17 protein-coding genes are annotated in these 16,511 nt (G+C 66.9%); 10 read left to right on the top strand and 7 right to left on the bottom strand.

The window, feature by feature from the left end; genetic code table 11:
* Window positions 1-37 precede the first annotated feature (37 nt).
* The 5 genes from RM96_RS29210 to RM96_RS29230 all read left to right on the top strand — a co-directional run bounded on the left by RM96_RS29210 (window position 38) and on the right by RM96_RS29230 (window position 4,678).
* Window positions 38-958: a TauD/TfdA dioxygenase family protein gene (locus tag RM96_RS29210; RefSeq protein WP_039015218.1), complete on the top strand. Its 921-nt coding sequence runs from the start codon at window positions 38-40 to the stop codon at window positions 956-958.
* Window positions 959-1,013: 55 nt separating this feature from the next.
* Window positions 1,014-2,024 carry an ABC transporter substrate-binding protein gene (locus RM96_RS29215; RefSeq protein WP_039015219.1) on the top strand — a complete coding sequence of 337 codons (1,011 nt, stop codon included), beginning with the start codon at window positions 1,014-1,016 and terminating at the stop codon, window positions 2,022-2,024.
* Window position 2,025: 1 nt separating this feature from the next.
* The gene (locus tag RM96_RS29220) at window positions 2,026-2,874 is read left to right on the top strand and encodes an ABC transporter ATP-binding protein (RefSeq protein WP_039015220.1); all 849 of its coding nucleotides are present in this window, start codon (window positions 2,026-2,028) and stop codon (window positions 2,872-2,874) included.
* 23 nt (window positions 2,875-2,897) lie between these two features.
* Entirely contained in the window at window positions 2,898-3,791 is an 894-nt protein-coding gene (locus tag RM96_RS29225) for an ABC transporter permease (protein ID WP_039015221.1), read from the top strand.
* 110 nt (window positions 3,792-3,901) lie between these two features.
* Window positions 3,902-4,678 carry a class I SAM-dependent methyltransferase gene (locus RM96_RS29230; protein WP_039015222.1) on the top strand — a complete coding sequence of 259 codons (777 nt, stop codon included), beginning with the start codon at window positions 3,902-3,904 and terminating at the stop codon, window positions 4,676-4,678.
* 17 nt (window positions 4,679-4,695) lie between these two features.
* Here RM96_RS29230 and RM96_RS29235 read toward each other — a convergent pair whose 3' ends face one another.
* The 4 genes from RM96_RS29235 to RM96_RS29250 form a co-directional block, all read right to left on the bottom strand.
* Window positions 4,696-5,064: a helix-turn-helix domain-containing protein gene (locus RM96_RS29235; RefSeq protein WP_039015223.1), complete on the bottom strand. Its 369-nt coding sequence runs from the start codon at window positions 5,062-5,064 to the stop codon at window positions 4,696-4,698.
* Window positions 5,065-5,239: 175 nt separating this feature from the next.
* Window positions 5,240-6,250, bottom strand: a complete 1,011-nt coding sequence (locus tag RM96_RS29240; RefSeq protein WP_039015224.1) for a glycerophosphodiester phosphodiesterase family protein — start codon at window positions 6,248-6,250, stop codon at window positions 5,240-5,242.
* Window positions 6,247-7,740: an insecticidal delta-endotoxin Cry8Ea1 family protein gene (locus tag RM96_RS29245; protein WP_039015225.1), complete on the bottom strand. Its 1,494-nt coding sequence runs from the start codon at window positions 7,738-7,740 to the stop codon at window positions 6,247-6,249. Before RM96_RS29245 ends, RM96_RS29240 begins: the two co-directional genes overlap by 4 nt.
* Window positions 7,741-8,177: 437 nt before the next feature.
* Window positions 8,178-8,411: a hypothetical protein gene (locus tag RM96_RS29250; RefSeq protein WP_039015226.1), complete on the bottom strand. Its 234-nt coding sequence runs from the start codon at window positions 8,409-8,411 to the stop codon at window positions 8,178-8,180.
* A 405-nt stretch (window positions 8,412-8,816) separates the two neighbouring features.
* Between RM96_RS29250 and RM96_RS39550 the strand changes: the two genes are divergently transcribed.
* The 4 genes from RM96_RS39550 to RM96_RS29265 all read left to right on the top strand — a co-directional run bounded on the left by RM96_RS39550 (window position 8,817) and on the right by RM96_RS29265 (window position 11,851).
* On the top strand, window positions 8,817-8,969 hold the full coding sequence (locus RM96_RS39550) for a hypothetical protein (RefSeq protein WP_193752548.1): 153 nt from the start codon (window positions 8,817-8,819) through the stop codon (window positions 8,967-8,969).
* Between the two features lie 76 nt (window positions 8,970-9,045).
* Entirely contained in the window at window positions 9,046-9,525 is a 480-nt protein-coding gene (locus tag RM96_RS29255) for a hypothetical protein (protein WP_039015227.1), read from the top strand.
* Between the two features lie 143 nt (window positions 9,526-9,668).
* Window positions 9,669-10,436: an IclR family transcriptional regulator gene (locus RM96_RS29260; RefSeq protein WP_039015228.1), complete on the top strand. Its 768-nt coding sequence runs from the start codon at window positions 9,669-9,671 to the stop codon at window positions 10,434-10,436.
* 164 nt (window positions 10,437-10,600) lie between these two features.
* Complete coding sequence (locus RM96_RS29265; RefSeq protein WP_039015229.1) at window positions 10,601-11,851, top strand: GGDEF domain-containing protein; 1,251 nt, start codon at window positions 10,601-10,603, stop codon at window positions 11,849-11,851.
* Window positions 11,852-11,863: 12 nt separating this feature from the next.
* Here RM96_RS29265 and RM96_RS29270 read toward each other — a convergent pair whose 3' ends face one another.
* From RM96_RS29270 to RM96_RS29280, 3 genes are read right to left on the bottom strand one after another with little or no spacing between them, the layout of a single operon-like run.
* On the bottom strand, window positions 11,864-12,703 hold the full coding sequence (locus tag RM96_RS29270; protein ID WP_039015230.1) for a citryl-CoA lyase: 840 nt from the start codon (window positions 12,701-12,703) through the stop codon (window positions 11,864-11,866).
* Window positions 12,700-13,899, bottom strand: coding sequence for a CaiB/BaiF CoA transferase family protein (locus tag RM96_RS29275; RefSeq protein WP_039015231.1), 1,200 nt, complete (start codon window positions 13,897-13,899; stop codon window positions 12,700-12,702). Before RM96_RS29275 ends, RM96_RS29270 begins: the two co-directional genes overlap by 4 nt.
* Before the next feature lie 18 nt (window positions 13,900-13,917).
* Window positions 13,918-14,913 (bottom strand): Bug family tripartite tricarboxylate transporter substrate binding protein, encoded by a 996-nt coding sequence (locus RM96_RS29280; RefSeq protein WP_052279823.1) that lies wholly within the window; start codon window positions 14,911-14,913, stop codon window positions 13,918-13,920.
* 225 nt (window positions 14,914-15,138) lie between these two features.
* On the opposite strand from RM96_RS29280, the gene RM96_RS29285 reads away from it, so the two are divergent.
* Complete coding sequence (locus RM96_RS29285) at window positions 15,139-16,395, top strand: Hsp70 family protein (RefSeq protein WP_039015232.1); 1,257 nt, start codon at window positions 15,139-15,141, stop codon at window positions 16,393-16,395.
* The last annotated feature ends 116 nt before the right edge of the window (window positions 16,396-16,511 follow it).

Raw genomic sequence — 16,511 nt, forward strand, 5'->3', positions numbered from 1 at the left:
GGACCGCGACAGCTTCCCCCGCATTACAGAGCTTGCCATGACGACTGCAACTTCCGCGGCCAGCGCGCCGCGCCACCAGCCCGTGCCGTTCGCGACCGGTCGCGGCGACACCTTTGATATCCGTCCCTTCGATGCGCCGCTCGGTGCCGAGGTGATCGGGCTTGACCTGTCCGGCCCGCTGTCCGCGGAGGACTTTGCGCGCATCCATCGCGCGCATCTCGATTTCCATGTGCTGGTCTTCCGTGACCAGCGCATCACGCCGGATCAGCAGGTGGCATTCAGCCGGCGCTTCGGCCCGCTGCAGATCCACGTGCTGCACCAGTTCCAGCTGCCCGGCCATCCGGAGATCCTGGTGGTCTCCAACGTAGTGGAGAACGGCAAGCCGATCGGGCTGGGCGATGCCGGCCACTTCTGGCATTCGGATCTCTCGTACAAGGAAAAGCCGAGCCTCGGCTCGCTGCTGCATGCACGCGAGCTGCCCGCGGAAGGTGGCGATACGCTCTTCGCCAACATGCACCTGGCGTGGGAAACGCTGCCTGCGTCGTTGCAGCGCGCTGTGGACGGCTTGCAGGCCGAACACACTTATCTCGCGCGCTATGCCGAGCTGCAGCAGCGCAGCCCGTGGCGGCCGAACCTCACGCCCGAGCAGATTGCGCAGGTCAGACCGGTGCTGCAGCCGGTGGTGCGCACGCATCCGGAAACCGGACGCAAGGCGATCTTCGTCAGCGAGCATTTCACGACCCGCATCGCCGGGCTGCCGGATGACGAAAGCCGCGACCTGCTCGACCAGCTGTTTGCGCACAGCACGCGACCAGAGCATGTTTATCGCCACCGGTGGCTGGAGAACGACCTGGTGTTCTGGGACAACCGCTCGCTGCTGCATCTTGCGGCGGGCTGTCCGCCGGAGCTGCGGCGCGTGATGTACCGCACCACGATCGAGGGCGACGCGCCGCGTTGAACTCGCGCCCTCGCCTTGGCGAAGGCTTGTCTGTCGAATTCTCCGGAGTCTTTCTATGTTTTCCGTTTTTTCACGCAAGCTCGGCTTGCTTGCCCTGAGCGCCGGACTGGCCTTGTCGGGCACCGCCCACGCAGAAGGCAAGTTGCGCATCGCCGAGCAGTTCGGCGTGGTCTATCTGCTACTCAACGTGGCCCGTGACCAGCAACTGATCGAGAAGCACGGCAAGCAGCAGGGCGTCGATATCAAGGTGGAGTGGACGCAACTGTCTGGCGGCGCCGCGGTCAACGACGCGCTGCTTTCTGGAGCCATCGATATCGCCGGTGCCGGCGTAGGCCCGCTGCTGACGCTGTGGGACCGCACGCACGGCAAGCAGAACGTGCGTGGCGTGGCGTCGCTCGGCAACTTCCCGTATTACCTGGTCAGCAACAATCCGACAGTGAAGTCGATCACGGATTTCACCGACAAGGACCGTATTGCGCTGCCGGCGGTCTCGGTCTCCGTGCAGTCGCGCGTGCTGCAGCTGGCGGCGGCCAGGCAATGGGGCGACAAGGAGTACAACCGCCTCGACAAGTGGACGGTTGCCGTGCCGCATCCGGATGCCACTGCCGCGATCATCACGGGCGGTACGGAGATCACGGGGCACTTCGGCAATCCGCCGTTTCAGGAGCAGGAACTGGCCGGCAATCCCAATGCGCGCATCGTGCTTAACTCGTACGACGTGCTGGGCGGGCCCAGCTCCGCCACGGTGCTGTATGCCACGGAGAAGTTCCGCAACGAGAACCCGAAGACCTACCGTGCTTTCGTTGACGCACTGGCCGAGGCAGCGAAGTTCGCCACGGCGAATCCGGAAGCCGCGGCGGATCTCTATATCCGCGTGAACAAGGCAAAGATCGATCGCGCCCTGCTGGTGCGCGTGCTGAAGAACCCGCAGGTGCAATTCAAGGTCGCGCCACAGAACACCTTTGCGCTGGCCGAGTTCATGCATCGCGTGGGCGCTATCCGCAACCAGCCGAAATCCTGGCAAGACTACTTCTTCCAGGATCCGGCCACCGCACAGGGTAGCTGACATGGCCATGCATAACCTGCGCGTCGTCTCCGACCGCAGCGCGGCGCGCGGGCCGCTGCTGCAGGTGGACGGCGTGTCGCTGGAGTACCGCACGCCCGAGCGCATCGTGCGCGCGACGCACCGCGTCAGCTTCGACGTGCATGCGGCGGACCGCTTCGTGCTGCTGGGGCCGTCTGGCTGCGGCAAGTCGACGCTGCTCAAGGCGGTGGCCGGCTTCGTGCCGCCGTGCGAAGGCGAGATCCGGCTCGATGGCCAGCGCGTGCAGGGGCCCGGCCCGGACCGCATCGTGGTGTTCCAGGAGTTCGACCAGTTGCCGCCGTGGAAGACCGTGCGGCAGAACGTGATGTTCCCGCTGCAGCAATCGCGTGGCATGTCGCGCGCCGAGGCCGGCGACTGCGCCATGCATTTCCTCGACAAGGTAGGCCTGGCGGGATTTGCCGATGCGTATCCGCACACGCTGTCGGGCGGCATGAAGCAGCGCGTGGCGATTGCGCGTGCGCTGGCGATGCGGCCCAAGGTCTTGCTGATGGACGAGCCGTTTGCCGCGCTGGATGCGCTGACGCGCCGGCGCATGCAGGAGGAACTGCTGTCGCTGTGGGACGACGCGGCCTTCACGCTGCTGTTCGTCACGCATTCGATCGAAGAGGCACTGGTGGTCGGCAGCCGCATCTTGCTGCTGTCGCCGCATCCGGGACGGGTGCGGGCGGAGCTCAACAGCCACCAGTTCAGCCTGGCGAGCCAGGGCGGCGCCGAATTCCAGGCCGCCGCGCAACGCATCCACCAGATGCTGTTCGACGAGCCGGCCGGCGGGGCAGGGGCGCCCGCGGCCAGGGCCGCGCACGCTCGCTGAAGGACGCTCAGGAACCCATCACCATGACTTATCCGAATGCTGCCGTGCTGAACGGGCCCGCTCCGGAAGCGCGGCCCGAGTACCTGCGCGAACCCGAACCCTTCGACGCCATGCCCGTGTCCAGGCCGCTGCCGTGGCACCGGCGCCTGTGGCAGCAGGGCTGGCTGCGCAAAGGTGTGATCCTGCTGGCGCTGGCACTGATCTGGGAGATCGTGGCGCGCGTGCAGGACAACGACCTGATGCTGCCGACCTTCCTGGCCACCGCGCGTGCGTTTGCCGAAGGCATCGCCAGTGGCGAGCTGCCGGGCAAGGCGGCGGTGTCGCTGTCGGTGCTGTTGCAGGGCTATGCGGGCGGCATCGGGCTGGCCTTCGTGCTGACCACGCTGGCGGTCTCCACGCGCACGGGGCGCGATCTGCTCGATACGCTGACCGCGATGTTCAACCCGCTCCCCGCGATCGCGCTGCTGCCGCTGGCGCTGCTGTGGTTCGGGCTGGGCACCAAGAGCCTGATCTTCGTGCTGATCCATTCGGTGCTGTGGCCGCTGGCGCTGAATACGTATGCGGGATTCCGAGGTGTGCCGGAAACCTTGCGCATGGCCGGGCGCAACTACGGCCTGCGCGGCTTGCGCTATGTGCTGCTGATCCTGGTGCCGGCGGCGTTGCCGGCGATCCTGTCCGGCCTGAAGATCGGCTGGGCCTTTGCCTGGCGCACGCTGATCGCGGCGGAGCTGGTGTTCGGCGCTTCGTCGGGCAAGGGAGGGCTCGGCTGGTTCATCTTCCAGAACCGCAACGAGCTCTACACCGACCGCGTCTTTGCCGGCCTGGCCACGGTGATCCTGATCGGCTTGCTGGTGGAGGGGCTTGTCTTCACGACGCTCGAGCGCCTGACAGTGCGGCGCTGGGGCATGCAGCACTGAGCGCTGGGGCAGGGTTGCCGCACGCGCAAGCAGGGAGTAGTCTACCGGACTGACCGGCGCCGCCGGTTCATGCCAACTCCAACGCCACCGCGTTCCTGCCAGCCGCCTCCATGACTGCCATCCACCATGCTGCCGCCGAGGGTTTTTCCAGGCAGGCCGATACCTATGCCCGCGGGCGCCCCGACTATCCGACTGACATCGACAACTGGCTGCGGCAGGCGCTGGGCCTGGGCCTGGGCCTGGGAAAATCCGTGGTGGACCTGGGTGCCGGCACGGGCAAGTTCACCCGCCGGCTGGCGGCCACCGGCGCCACCGTGATCGCCGTGGAGCCGGTCGCGCAGATGCGTGCACAGCTGACTACCGCCTTGCCCGCGGTACAGGCGCTGGAGGGCAGTGCCGAGGCCATTCCGCTGGCCGATGCCAGCGTTGACGCCGTGGTCTGCGCACAGGCGTTCCACTGGTTCGCCAACGACAAGGCGATGGCGGAGATCCGCCGCGTACTGCGCCCTGGCGGCAAGCTGGGGCTGGTATGGAACGTGCGCGACGAGTCGGTCGACTGGGTGGCGCAGCTCACGGCGATCATGCGGCCGCTCGAGGGCGACGCGCCGCGTTTCTACAAGGGCGACTGGAAGCGCGTCTTCCCGGCCGAGGGCTTCGGCGAGCTGAAGCTGACGAGCCTGCCCTACCAGCATGTGGGCCCGGCCCAGCAGGTCATCATCGATCGCGTGATGTCGGTCAGCTTTATTGCGGCGCTGCCGCAGGCGCAGCAGGACGCCGTGCGGGAAAGGCTGCAGGCGGTGATTGCCGGTCATCCGGCGCTGGCCGGGCAGGCGGAGGTCGCGTTCCCGTATCGCACGGAGGCGTATTGCTGCGAGAAGGCGTTTTGAGTTTTCAGGGTACGCAGCTACATCGTGGAATGCCGCAACCAGAAGGCGATGCCCGGCGGGCAATCCTTCCGTTCGAGGTAGATATCAAGCGGCTCCGGCTCGTTCGGCTGAGGGGGCTCGTCGAACAGGCCTTCCCAGATCGCAAGCATGCCGCGAACCTTGGGCAGGAGCTTCAAGGCAGCCGGCGTGGGTAGCCAGTGAGGACTGCCAGTGCGGAACAGTGGCTTGCCAATCGCGGTTTCCAGCGAGCGCAGCTGGTAGTGGAGGCGTTGCGGCAGGATGCCGAGCTCCTGCGCGGCACGGCTGGTGTCCCGATGACGCATGAGCGCAGTGAAAGCGCGCAATGCCAGGAAGCTGACACGCCGGTTCTGCAGGAAATAAGCCATACATGATGCTGTGGCGGGCGAAGCCGGCTGCGCGAGGCAGGCCGGCGCGCTGGCCTGGTCTCTTCAACGATGTAGGGCACTGATCGTAGTCAGCATCGACATCCGCTTGAAGACGGAAATCGCTTAAATCGTGGTGTGATTTGTCTTCAATCATGCTTGCCGCGCGGAAACGCAATCAGGACGCGGGTAGCACCCGACGGGCCGCATCAGCGCGTGGGCCATGGCATCGCAACGGCAACGCGAGTTGCGAGCGGATGGCCTGCATGGTGCGCGGGGAGTCGGTCATCACCGCGTCGATGCCTAGACAGGCGGCGTCCACGTAGTCGTCGGCATTGTTGATACCGATGGCGAGGACGGGCACCTTACCCTTGCTGCGGAAGCACGCCAGTGCGGGCGGCGACCACAACGCCGCATCGACCGAACTGCGCGCTTCCCCGAGCGTAAGCGTCTCGAGCAACTGGACCTTGCGCCGATACTCGAAGGCACTCCATGTGCCCGGTTCGGGCGCCGAGGTGCAGGTTCCCGCCAGTGCGACAGCCGCAAGCCGGGCACGGGTCCGGTCGCGGGACTCGAACAGGCGGGCGCGAGGAAAGCCGGCAAACGCCTGTTGGTAGGCGTTATCGGTGGAGTAGATCAGCACGCGGTCCCAGGCGTCGGCCTCGTTCAGCACATGGGCCACCGCTTGCGCCTGCGGCGTGGCCGGCAGTGCCTTCATGTCCAGCACGATGCCAACGGAAGGCGGGACGGCAGCCAGTGCCTGCGCCAGCGACGGAACGGGCAGCGGTCGCGAGCGATAGGGAAACGCCACGGTGCCGTCGCTCGCGGCCCGGGCGAAGTGCCAGCCCGCGTTCAGCTGTTGGAGTTGCGCCAGTGTCAGGGCCGATACCGGCCCCGTGCCCTGTGTGTTGGCGGACAGGTCCGCGAGCCGGTACAGCACGGGCACGCCGTCGCGGCTGAGCTGCACGGTCAGCCAGATCATGTCCGCCCGATGCCTGACGGACTTGCGTATGGCGAGCAGCGTGTTTTCCGGATAGTCCGCCGTTCCGCCGCGATGCGCGACGACCAGCGGCAGGCGATCGATTTCCCTTGCCGCGTTTGTGCGATCCGGAACCGGCGCACGGGTGCTGCATCCACCGGCCGCCAGAAGCAACGCGACCACGCAGGATGGCAGACGGGCTGACCTCATCGCGGGGTGCTCCAGACACTGCGCCAGAAGCTGTCGCGTGCATATTCCACCCGGCGTGAGATGCTGGCCGGCAGATAGCGGGCACCGGTGCTCTTCTGCTCGATCGCGCTGACATAGAGCAGTTCCTTGACCCGCTCCGGCATCTCGCCCGGATCCTTGCTGAAGCCGAGGATCAGGCAGCCGAGCGTCCTGTCGTAGAAATTGCTGCGGGTCCACATGTTCAGCGTGGTGAGCTTCCTGCCGCTGACGGCCACATTGACGTGGTCGCCGTCCAGGTCCTGGCGATCCCAGACGGTGAGGGTCTGGCCGTCATCCAGCTTCAGCCACAGGGACATCGGAATGCTGCCGTTCTTGACCGTCGCGCCGGCAATGTTGAAGGTCTTCCCGTCGGCGGCCGGCGGAATCGTGACGCTATGCCGCTCCACGCCCGTCTTGTCGTTTGCAATGATGCCGTAGCCGTTGACCCGGCCTTGCCCCCACAACCTGGGTCCCGCGCCGGACGGGTAGCTGACGCTCACCCTGCGCGGCGAGCTGTTGAACAGTTCAACGTCGATGCGCGAAATATTGCCGGCGGGCTGTCCGAACGGCGTGGTCACCCAGCTGGCCCAGCCGCTGCAGGTACCGTCCCAGTCGTCGGCGGTGCCGAAGGCCTGGCTGTAGACGTCCTTGTAGGGGATGGCCTTCACGCCGTCCGGATAGCGGATCGGATCGAGGCACGTCAGCAGCAGCCTGTAGTCGTCCAGCAGCAGGGTCCGCTTCTGGACAAACGGCTGCCAGTAGTTGTAGATGCCGGTGTAGTGGCGGCCCGGCGTGGCCGGCGCATTCGGCCGGAGCCGGTCGGCCTCCTGCGCAGCGACGTTGTCGAGGTAGGCGATATAGGTGGCAAGCGTGTCGCTGGTGAAGGTCACGTAGCTGCTGTAGGTCTCCGGGCTCCAGCCCCAGTCCTTGCCGTGCAGCACGCAGTCGCGCAGCAGCGAGGCGTGCAGTTGCGAGAAGATGGCGAACAGCGGCGCCAGCGTCCACGCAAAATCCGGGTTGCGGAATTCCGCCGCGGCCTGCGTCATCTGGGTATTGGTCGCGATGAACTGCATGCGGATATTGCTCACGTCTCTGGTGGCCACCGCGCCGAGATAGAGCTTCAGCGTGTTGCCGATGCCGTCGAGCTTGCTCTTGAGCAGGCTGTAGACGGCATCGTCGATCTTCCTGTCGATCATGGCCTCGACGCGCTGCCGGATCTCCGCCCAGATGTCGACGGACGGGCTCGGCCAGCAAAGGCTGACCAGTGCGGACAGCAGGCCGCCGATCTCGGGCACGGCGTCCAGCGCCAGCGAAATAATGGTCTTCAGGTCTTCGACCGGATCCAGGATCGGAAGGTCTTCGATGCCTCCGAGACCGCCGGGCGCGGTTACCGCCAGCGTTTCCAGCGGCGAAATCAGGGCCGCTGCACCGGCAGCGGGGATGGTTTTCAGCAACTTCCGACGCGTTACCATTTGGACTCTCCGGTTCCGGGAAACGGGAGTCGGCATTGTATTTACATTTGAATCCGGGGATAAGCAATAACCGGCGTCGGTATTCGGTAAATCGGTCGGATATTGATACGAGTCAAATATTGATCGGCGCCAGCCAATTCGGCTTCTGATCTGGCGATATTCCCTGGATTTTCAGTTCCTGCGTCGAATCACTATTCATCCGGAATCGGGCTGACTGTGTAATCAGATAATCCCGTCGGAATGCGCCGATCCATGATCGGGGGCTCAGGCAGGAGAGGGCATCTGGAAATGACCGGGGCGAGCCACAGGCGCGGACCTCTGGACAGATTGGCAAGGCCGGCGACACCGGCCGTAGCGAGGACAAAGAAAAAAGGCGGGGAACGCCTGAAAACGGGAGAGAATGCGGGCGGCGCGACCATGCGATGGCCGGCCCCGGCTCAATGCATCGGCAACTGGCCGATGGCGGTCAGGGCCAGCACCACTTCGGGCGACAGGCGGCGTTCGCTGCAAGGCACGCCGGCGGTTTCAAGCGTGGTCCAGAGATCCGCATCGCCGGTCACGATCCGCTGGCGGAGGTGCGCGATATAGGTGTACTCGGCGGCAGAGAGCGGGCGCGGTGCGCTGCGCAGGTCATCCAGGATGTCGCCAAGCGAAAGTTCGGGAACGGTCATACCAGTGCGTAATAGTCAGGCTGCAGCATAGGGCAACGCATGATTCTATCCATGCCATGCAGCAAACGCTTAACCATAAAGAGGCAAGAATCCCTCTAATTCCGCGAGTGTGGCGCCGACGCGTGACGGAAGTGCCGATTGATGCCGACCAGTCTGCTGAAAGGTCCTTATGCGTCGCGTGAGCCGGGTTTCGTAGCGGGCCAGGGTGTTGCGGAAAAACGCCAGTATGCGATCGGCGCATATAGCAGGACTTGTAACAGCCGGGTGGCGCGGGAATAAAACGAGGCGACTGCGCGTATACCTATTGCAGCAGGGCGCGCGCCGCCATGACTGGTCTCGGCCTGCCGCCGGCGGAGCAACGGTGTGGTTGCGCCGCCGCTCTGCCTGAAGGACGGGAGAACAGACATGAGCGTGCTGCGCATGATTTCAGCGCTGCTGCTGGCGGCGATGGCAGTGGCGGCATGTTCCGGCAACGGGACGTCGGCATCACGTGACGACGGGAGCAATAGCGGCCGCAGCAGCCGAAGCACCAGCGGCATGGGAAATACCGGATATTGACGGGGGGCAGGGCGGGTGCCGTGCGCCGGCCCGGCCGCATTGGCGGCCGGGCTGGGCAAGGCAGGAGGTAATCATCATGGGCAACACTGCGAGGAGGGCGGCGGCATGGCTGGCCGGTCTCGGGCTGTGCGCGGGCACTATCACGCCGGCGCTTGCAGAAGGGGACTGGGGCGGCGGCCCGCCGTGTCAGGAGGTCGTGGGGCAGGCTGAGATAGACGGGACGCTGCAGCAGATCGTGGGCCTGGCTTGCCTGCAACCGGACGGCACCTGGCAGATCGTCGACAGCGCCGGGGCCGGCCCGCAATACTACGCGACACCCTATTACTACGACACGCCCTGGTACTGGGCGCCGGTCGGCGTCGGGATTGGCGCCTCGGTCATCTTTGTCGATCATTTCCATCACGCGCACCCTATGCACCGGGTGTTTTTCCACCGGGGCGGCATGGGAGGCTTTCATGGTTTTGCCGGTGGACGGGGATTCCGCGCGGTGGCGCCGGGCGGCATGCGCGGCGGCGGAATGCATGGCGGCTTCCATGGTGGTGGCGGTCACCATTGATGCGTCGCAAGACAGCGGCTGACGGGGCGTTGCCGCTGGCCGGCTCCGCATTTGACAACGGCAGGCCCGTTCTATAGGGTGGCTGCTCGTTCTGTTATGCCGGCGCGCTGTCGCCGGTGCCTCCTCCCCCGGTTCCGCCCGCCATGCCCCGCAAAGCTGCCCAAGTCTCCGAAGCCGACAAGCATGCCGCCGAAGGCGGAGCCATTGCGGTCGACCGGGCGCTGTTTGTCCTGTCGGTATTCCGCCTGGGCGATACCTCGCTGGGCCTGGCGGAGCTCGCCCAGCGCAGCGGCCTCTACAAGAGCACGCTGCTGCGGCTGCTGGCTTCGCTGGAACATGCCGGGCTGGTGCAACGCCTTGGCGACGGGCGCTACAGCCTGGGGCCCGAGGTGGCCAGGCTCAATGCGGTCTATGCCGCGTCGTTCTCGCTCGAAGCGGTGGTGATGCCGGCCTTGCGCGAGCTGGTGCGCGTCACGCGCGAAAGCGCGGCCTTCCATGTGGAGCAGGGCCAACACCGGCTGTGCCTGTACCGGGTCGATTCCCCGCAACCGGTGCGCGACCACATCCGCGCCGGCGACCTGCTGCCGCGCGACCGCGGCGCGGGCGGGCGCGTGCTGCGCGCCTTTGCCGGCGAGCCCGGCGAGATCTACCAGCAGATTCGCCGCGAGGGCGTGATCGCGCTGGTGGGCGACCGCAGCCCCGATATCGCCGGCGTCTCGGCGCCGGTGTTCGGCCCGGGCAACGACTTGCGCGGCGCGCTGACGCTGACCTGCCCCACGCCCCGCTTCAGCGAAGCCTTCCGGGCCGACGTGCTGCGCGCCGCGCGCGCCCTGACGCAGGCGCTCGGCGGCAGCTTCCCGGTGGCGGAAGACCGGGCCGGCGGCGCCGGCGCGCCTGGCGCCTCCGCCTGACCCGCTTCCCTGCCGCCGCCCGCGGCCTTTCTGACTGACCACACCCCGGCTTGTCGGGGGTGCCCGCCGGCTACGCCCGCGGGCTATCATGCGCAGTTCGCTCCCCTCGCGCCCGAGCCCGACACACGTCGGCCGCTCGCATTCGGTTCTGTTAAGGGAATTCCTTGCACCTGGATCAACTGACCATTGCGGTCGTCATGATGGTGGTGTTCTCCAGCATGCTGCTGATCGCGGCTGGACTGGTCATCGCGCTGCGCGCGAGTGAGGCGGGGCGCCTCTGGGCTTTCGGGCACGTGGTGGCTTCCGCGGCCGGCCTGGCGCTGGCGGCCAGTGCGGCGGCCGGCACGCAGCATCTTGCCACGCTGGGGGCCGGCGCCTACATCATCGGCTGGCTGCTCAACTACCGCGGGGTGCGCGTCTACTACAGCCTGGCCGCGCACCCCGTGCCGCTGGCGGTGGCCGCCGTATCCGTGCTGGCACTGATGGTGACAATGGCCGGGCGGGCCGACGGGGCCACCGTGGTACTGGGCATCGCCTACGGGAGCATGGCCCTGATCTCCCTTGCGACGCTCGCCGTACTGCTGCGCGCCAGCCCCGGCCGCCGCAGCATCGGCGCGCCGCTGGTGCTGGCGGCCAGCCTGGTGCACCTGGTGACGCAACTCGCAGGCCTGAGCAAAGTGCTGCGCCCTGGCGCCGGCGCGGGCACGACCACGCTGTTCTTTGCCAGCCCCGACGGCTGGGTCTGGGCGCTGGCGCCGCTGGTGGCGGTGCTGCTCGGGCTGTTCGGATTCACGGTGATGGCGATGGAACAGATCATCGCCCGCAACGAATCCGGTGCCCGCATGGACGCGCTGACCGGCCTGCTCAACCGCGGCGCGCTGGAGCGGGCCGCCCTCGGCCTGGTATCGCGCTGGCAGCGCGACGGCCTGCCGTTGTCGTGCCTGGTGATCGACATCGACTACTTCAAGCAGGTCAACGATACCTTCGGCCATCATGCCGGCGACGCCGTGCTGCGCGAGGTGGCCCACGCCCTGGACAATTCGCGCCGGGCCTCGGACGCGGCAGGGCGCTACGGCGGCGAGGAGTTCTGCATTCTCTGCCCGCATACCGATGAACAGCAGGCCACTGCACTGGCCAACCGCATCCTGCGCAAGGTGCGCGCGATCCCGCTGCCAGGTGGCGAAGGCTACGCGAGCGTCAGCATTGGCGTGTCCCAGCTGCGCGGCGGACCGGGCAGCAAGGAAGCGTTGTGGCGTGCGCTGTTCGCCGACGCCGACCGCGCGCTGTATCACGCCAAGCAGCATGGGCGCGACCGCTACGTGCTGGCGTCGGCGATGCTGGGCATCCTGCCGGCGCAGATGCCGGTGCAGATGCCGGCCGTGCCCGAGGAGCAGATGATGGAGCCGGCGGCCTGAGGGGGCGGGGCGTCAGTCTTTGTGCCCGGGCACGTCCCGCTGCGCTTGCCCGTCATACGTCCACAGGAACTGCCGCGGAATCGGCCCCTTGTTGCGCCCGCCCTGCTGAGTCTGCTCCCAGGCATGGGCGAGGATCCCCACCGAGCGCGACAGGCAGAACAGGCCGCGTGCCAGCGGCGCCGGGAAGCCCAGTTCGGCATAGATGACGGCGGTGGCGCCGTCGATATTCATCGGGATGGGTTTGCTGCGGCCGGCGCCCAGCGCGGCTTCCACGGCGCGCGCGATCACTGCGTAGCGCCCCGGGACCACGCCGGCAGCCGCGGCCTTGTCGACCAGTTCCAGCAGGCGCGGCGCGCGCGGGTCGAGCGGGTGGAAGCGGTGGCCGAAGCCGGACACGAACTTGCCGTGGTGGTCGCGATAGTGCTGCAGTGCCGACTCCACGGCCGCGTCCTGCGTGGCGCCGGCATCGATGCGCCGGGCAATGTCCTGATACAGCTCCACCGCCTGCTCGCCGGCGCCGCCGTGGACGTCGCCCAGCACGTTGACGGCCGAGGCCATCGCGTTGTTCAGGCCCACGCCGCAGGTGGCCGCCATGCGCGCAATGGCGATGCTTGGCGCTTGCGGACCGTGGTCCACCGCGGCCATCAGCGCCGCGTCGAGCAGCTCGCCCTGGCCCGGGCCCGGCAGCTCGCCGCGCAGCATCAGCCAGATCATCTGCGCGAATGACACCTGTCCGATCAGTTGCTCGATGGGATAGCCGCGGTAGCGGATCTCGCCCGGGCGCATGTCGATGATTTCCGTTCGCCACCAGTCTTGCGAAAGCTGCTGGCCGGGGTCCATGGTGTCGCTCATATGGCGCGCTCCTGTTTCAGGGAATCGATCTCGGCGTCGCTGTAGCCGAGCGTGGCAAGGATCTGGCGGGTGTGCTCTCCGAGTTCCGGCGGCGGGGTGTCGACCGACGGCGCCTCGCGGTTGAGCTTGAAACCGGTGCGCACCACGCGGATGTCGCGGCCGACGCCGGGTACATCGGCGAAGTCCCCGATCAGCCCGCGGTCGCGGATCTGCGGATGGGCGAGCGTCTGCGGCACGCCAAGCACCGGGCCGGCCGGCACGCCGGCTTCATTGAGCAGCGCCCACCACTCACCAGCCGGCTTCTTCGCCAGCTCGGCTTCCAGCATTTGCGTGAGCGCGGCGCGGTTCTGCAGCCGCGCCTGGCGCTGGGCAAAGCGTTCGTCGGTGGCCAGCTCCGGGCGGCCCACCACGCGGCAGACTGCCTCGAACTGCTCCTGCTTGTTGGCGGCAATGTTGAGCAGGCCATCGCCGGTGTGGAAGGTGCCGGACGGGCTGGCGGTCATGTTCTCGTTGCCCATCGGCGCGGGCGCCTTCCCTGCGATCAGGTGATTGGAGACGACCCAGCCCATGGTGGCGAGCGTTGCTTCCAGCATCGAGACATCGATGAAGTAGCCTTCGGTGCGCTGGTGGTCCGCCAGCGACGCGGCGATGGCGAAGGCGGCGGTGATGCCGCCGATGGTGTCGGAGACCGGATAGCCCACGCGGTACGGGGCGGTTTCGGGGTCGCCGGTGATGCTCATCACGCCGGACATGCCCTGGATGATCTGGTCATAGGCCGGCAGGTCGGACAGCGGGCCGTCCTGGCCGAAGCCCGAGATGGCGCAGTAGATCAGGCGCGGGTTCTCGGCCTTCAGGCTTTCATAGCCCAGGCCCAGGCGTTCCATCACGCCGGGGCGGAAGTTCTCCACCACCACGTCGGCGCTGCGCACCAGCTTGCGGAAGACTTCCTTGCCGCTGGCGTGCTTGAAGTTGACGGTGATCGACTGCTTGCCCGGGTTCTGCGCGAGGAACGACACCCCCATCAGGCGCTGGTTGAGCTCGGCATCGGCGCCGAGCTGGCGGGCGAGGTCGCCGGTGCCCGGCGTTTCCACCTTGATGACCTCGGCGCCCATGTGGGCGAGCTGGTGGCAGCAGAAGGGCCCGGCCAGCACATTGGTCAGGTCGAGGACGCGGATATGGCGCAGCGGCTTTTGCATGAAGGACTTCCAGAAAAATTACTCTACCCGCGCGCCGGACTCGCGCACGATGGCGCCCCAGCGGGTGTTCTCGGACTTGATGAAGGCGGCGAGGTCCTGCGCCGAACCGCCGCGCGGCTCGCTGCCTTCTTCGCGCAGCTTGCCGATGGTGTCGGGCTGCGCCAGCGCCTTGTTGATCTCGGCGTTGAGGCGCTTCACCACCTCGGGCGAGGTGCCGGCCGGCGCTACCAGCGCCTTCCAGTCTTCCGCCTGGAATCCAGCGTAGCCGGACTCGGCCACGGTCGGCACGGCGGACAGCAGCGGCAGCCGTTTGGCGGAAGTCACTGCCAGCGCGCGGATCTTGCCGGCCTTGATCATCGGCATGGCGATCGGCGGCGTGGCGAAGTAGAAGTCGGTCTGCCCGCCCAGCAGGTCGGTGAGCGCGGGCGAGGCGCCCTTGTACGGCACGTGCAGCATCTTGATGCCGGCGCGGCGCGCAAACATTTCGCCGGTCAGGTGGCCCACGGTGCCGGTGCCGGCCGAGGCCATCGAGAGCTGCTTGCCCTTGGCCGCCGTGACGAGGTCGGCCACGGTCTTGTACGGCGCATCGGCGCGCACGATCAGCACCACCGGCTGCGCCGACACCAGCACCACGGGCGCAAAGTCTTTCACCGCGTCATACGGCATCTTCGGATACAGCGTCGGATTGATCGCCAGGTTCGCGGTCTGGCCCATGCCCAGGGTGTAGCCGTCCGGGCGAGCCTTGGCGACCGCATCCAGTCCAATATTGCCACCGGCCCCGGCACGGTTCTCCACCACCACGTTCCAGTGCGTGGCCATGCCGACCTTGTTGAACACCAGCCGCGACAGCACGTCGGTGCCGCCCGCCGGCGGGAAGGGCACGACCAGCCGCACCGGCTGGCTCGGATAGCTGTCGGCGGCCATGGCCGGCGCGGCGCCGGCCAGCAGCGCGGGCAAGGCCAGGCAAAGCAGCGCGCGGGCGCCGGTACGGGTCGGATGGATGGTGCGAATCATGTTGTCTCCAGGTCACTGTCCGGGAACGCTGCCCTGAGGCGCGCTCGCTATGTTCTGTAAGATAGAACAACGGTCTTAAAGAAAGAACAGGCCGAGAATAGGAGGCGTCGACAGGCATGTCAAGCCCGGATCGGCGGGCGTGACTGCCACTACAATGGCGGCCGGCCCGTGCCCGGCTTTTTTCCGGCGCGGGGATCTGCTGTTGCTGTACGGAAAACTGAATCGATGATGTCAAACGCTTGCGGCCTGGATTTCGGCACGTCCAACTCGACGGTGGGGTGGACCCGCCCAGGCCATCCGGCGGCGCTCTTGCCCCTGGAGGACGACAAACTTACCCTGCCTTCGGTGATCTTCTTCCATGCCGAGGATCCGCTGGTCAGCTATGGCCGCGCGGCGCTGGGCGACTACCTGGCGGGCTATGAAGGGCGGCTGATGCGCTCGCTGAAGAGCCTGCTCGGCACCTCGATGATGGACGACAGCACCGAGGTGATGGGCCAGGCCATGCCGTTCCGCAAGCTGCTGGCCCACTTCATCGGCGAACTGAAGGCGCGCGCCGAGCGCGCCGCCGGCACGGAACTGACACGCGCCGTGCTGGGCCGCCCGGTGTTCTTCATCGACGAAGACCCGAAGGCCGACCAGCTGGCCGAAGATACGCTGGCCGAGATCGCACGCGATGCGGGCTTCCGCGAGATCGAGTTCCAGTACGAGCCGATCGCGGCGGCATTCGACTACGAGGCGAAGATCAGCGGGGAAGAACTCGTGCTGGTGGCCGACATCGGCGGCGGTACCTCGGACTTTTCGCTGGTGCGCCTGTCGCCCGAGCGTGCGAAGCGCACGGACCGCCGCGAAGACATCCTGGCCAACGGCGGCGTGCACATCGGCGGAACGGACTTTGACCGCGCGCTGAGCCTGGCCAGTGCCATGCCGCTGCTGGGCCTGGGCAGCAAGCTGCGCAATGGCAAGGAAATGCCGTCGAGCCAGTACTTCGACCTGGCCAGCTGGCACACCATCAACCTGGTCTACACACGCAAGGCATGGTCGCTGGTGATGGACAATTACCGCGATGCCGCCGAGACCGACAAGCTCGACCGCCTGATCCGCCTGATCAAGGAACGCGCCGGCCACTGGCTGGCAATTCAGGTCGAGGCGGCCAAGATCGCGTTGTCGGGCACGGATCGTACCGAAGTGGACCTGCACCGCATCGCGCAGGAACTGACGCTGACGGTGACGCGTGATGACTTCGACAATGCCATCGGCAAGCTGGTGACGAAGACCGAGCACACCGTGCGCGAGATGCTGAGCACCGCAGGCGTGGACGCCGGTTCGGTCGACACCATTCTCTTTACCGGCGGTTCCAGCAGCGTGCCGTTGCTGCGCCAGCGGCTTGGCGAGTTGTTGCCTGGTGCGCGGCGGGTGGAGGGGGATCTGTTTGGGGGGATTGGTTCGGGGCTGGCGCTGGATGCGGCGCGCAAGTTTGGCTGAGGAGGAGGCTGCCAAAGGGTTTGCTAGTAGGAAGCGCTAAACAGTATGAGACATGGGATCCACTTGACACCCAAGGTCGGCGAGGCGTTTGAGCAGGCGGCGGATGGTCTTGTTGA

This window comes from Cupriavidus sp. IDO (assembly GCF_000812465.1).
In the GTDB taxonomy this organism is placed as follows: Bacteria; Pseudomonadota; Gammaproteobacteria; order Burkholderiales; family Burkholderiaceae; genus Cupriavidus.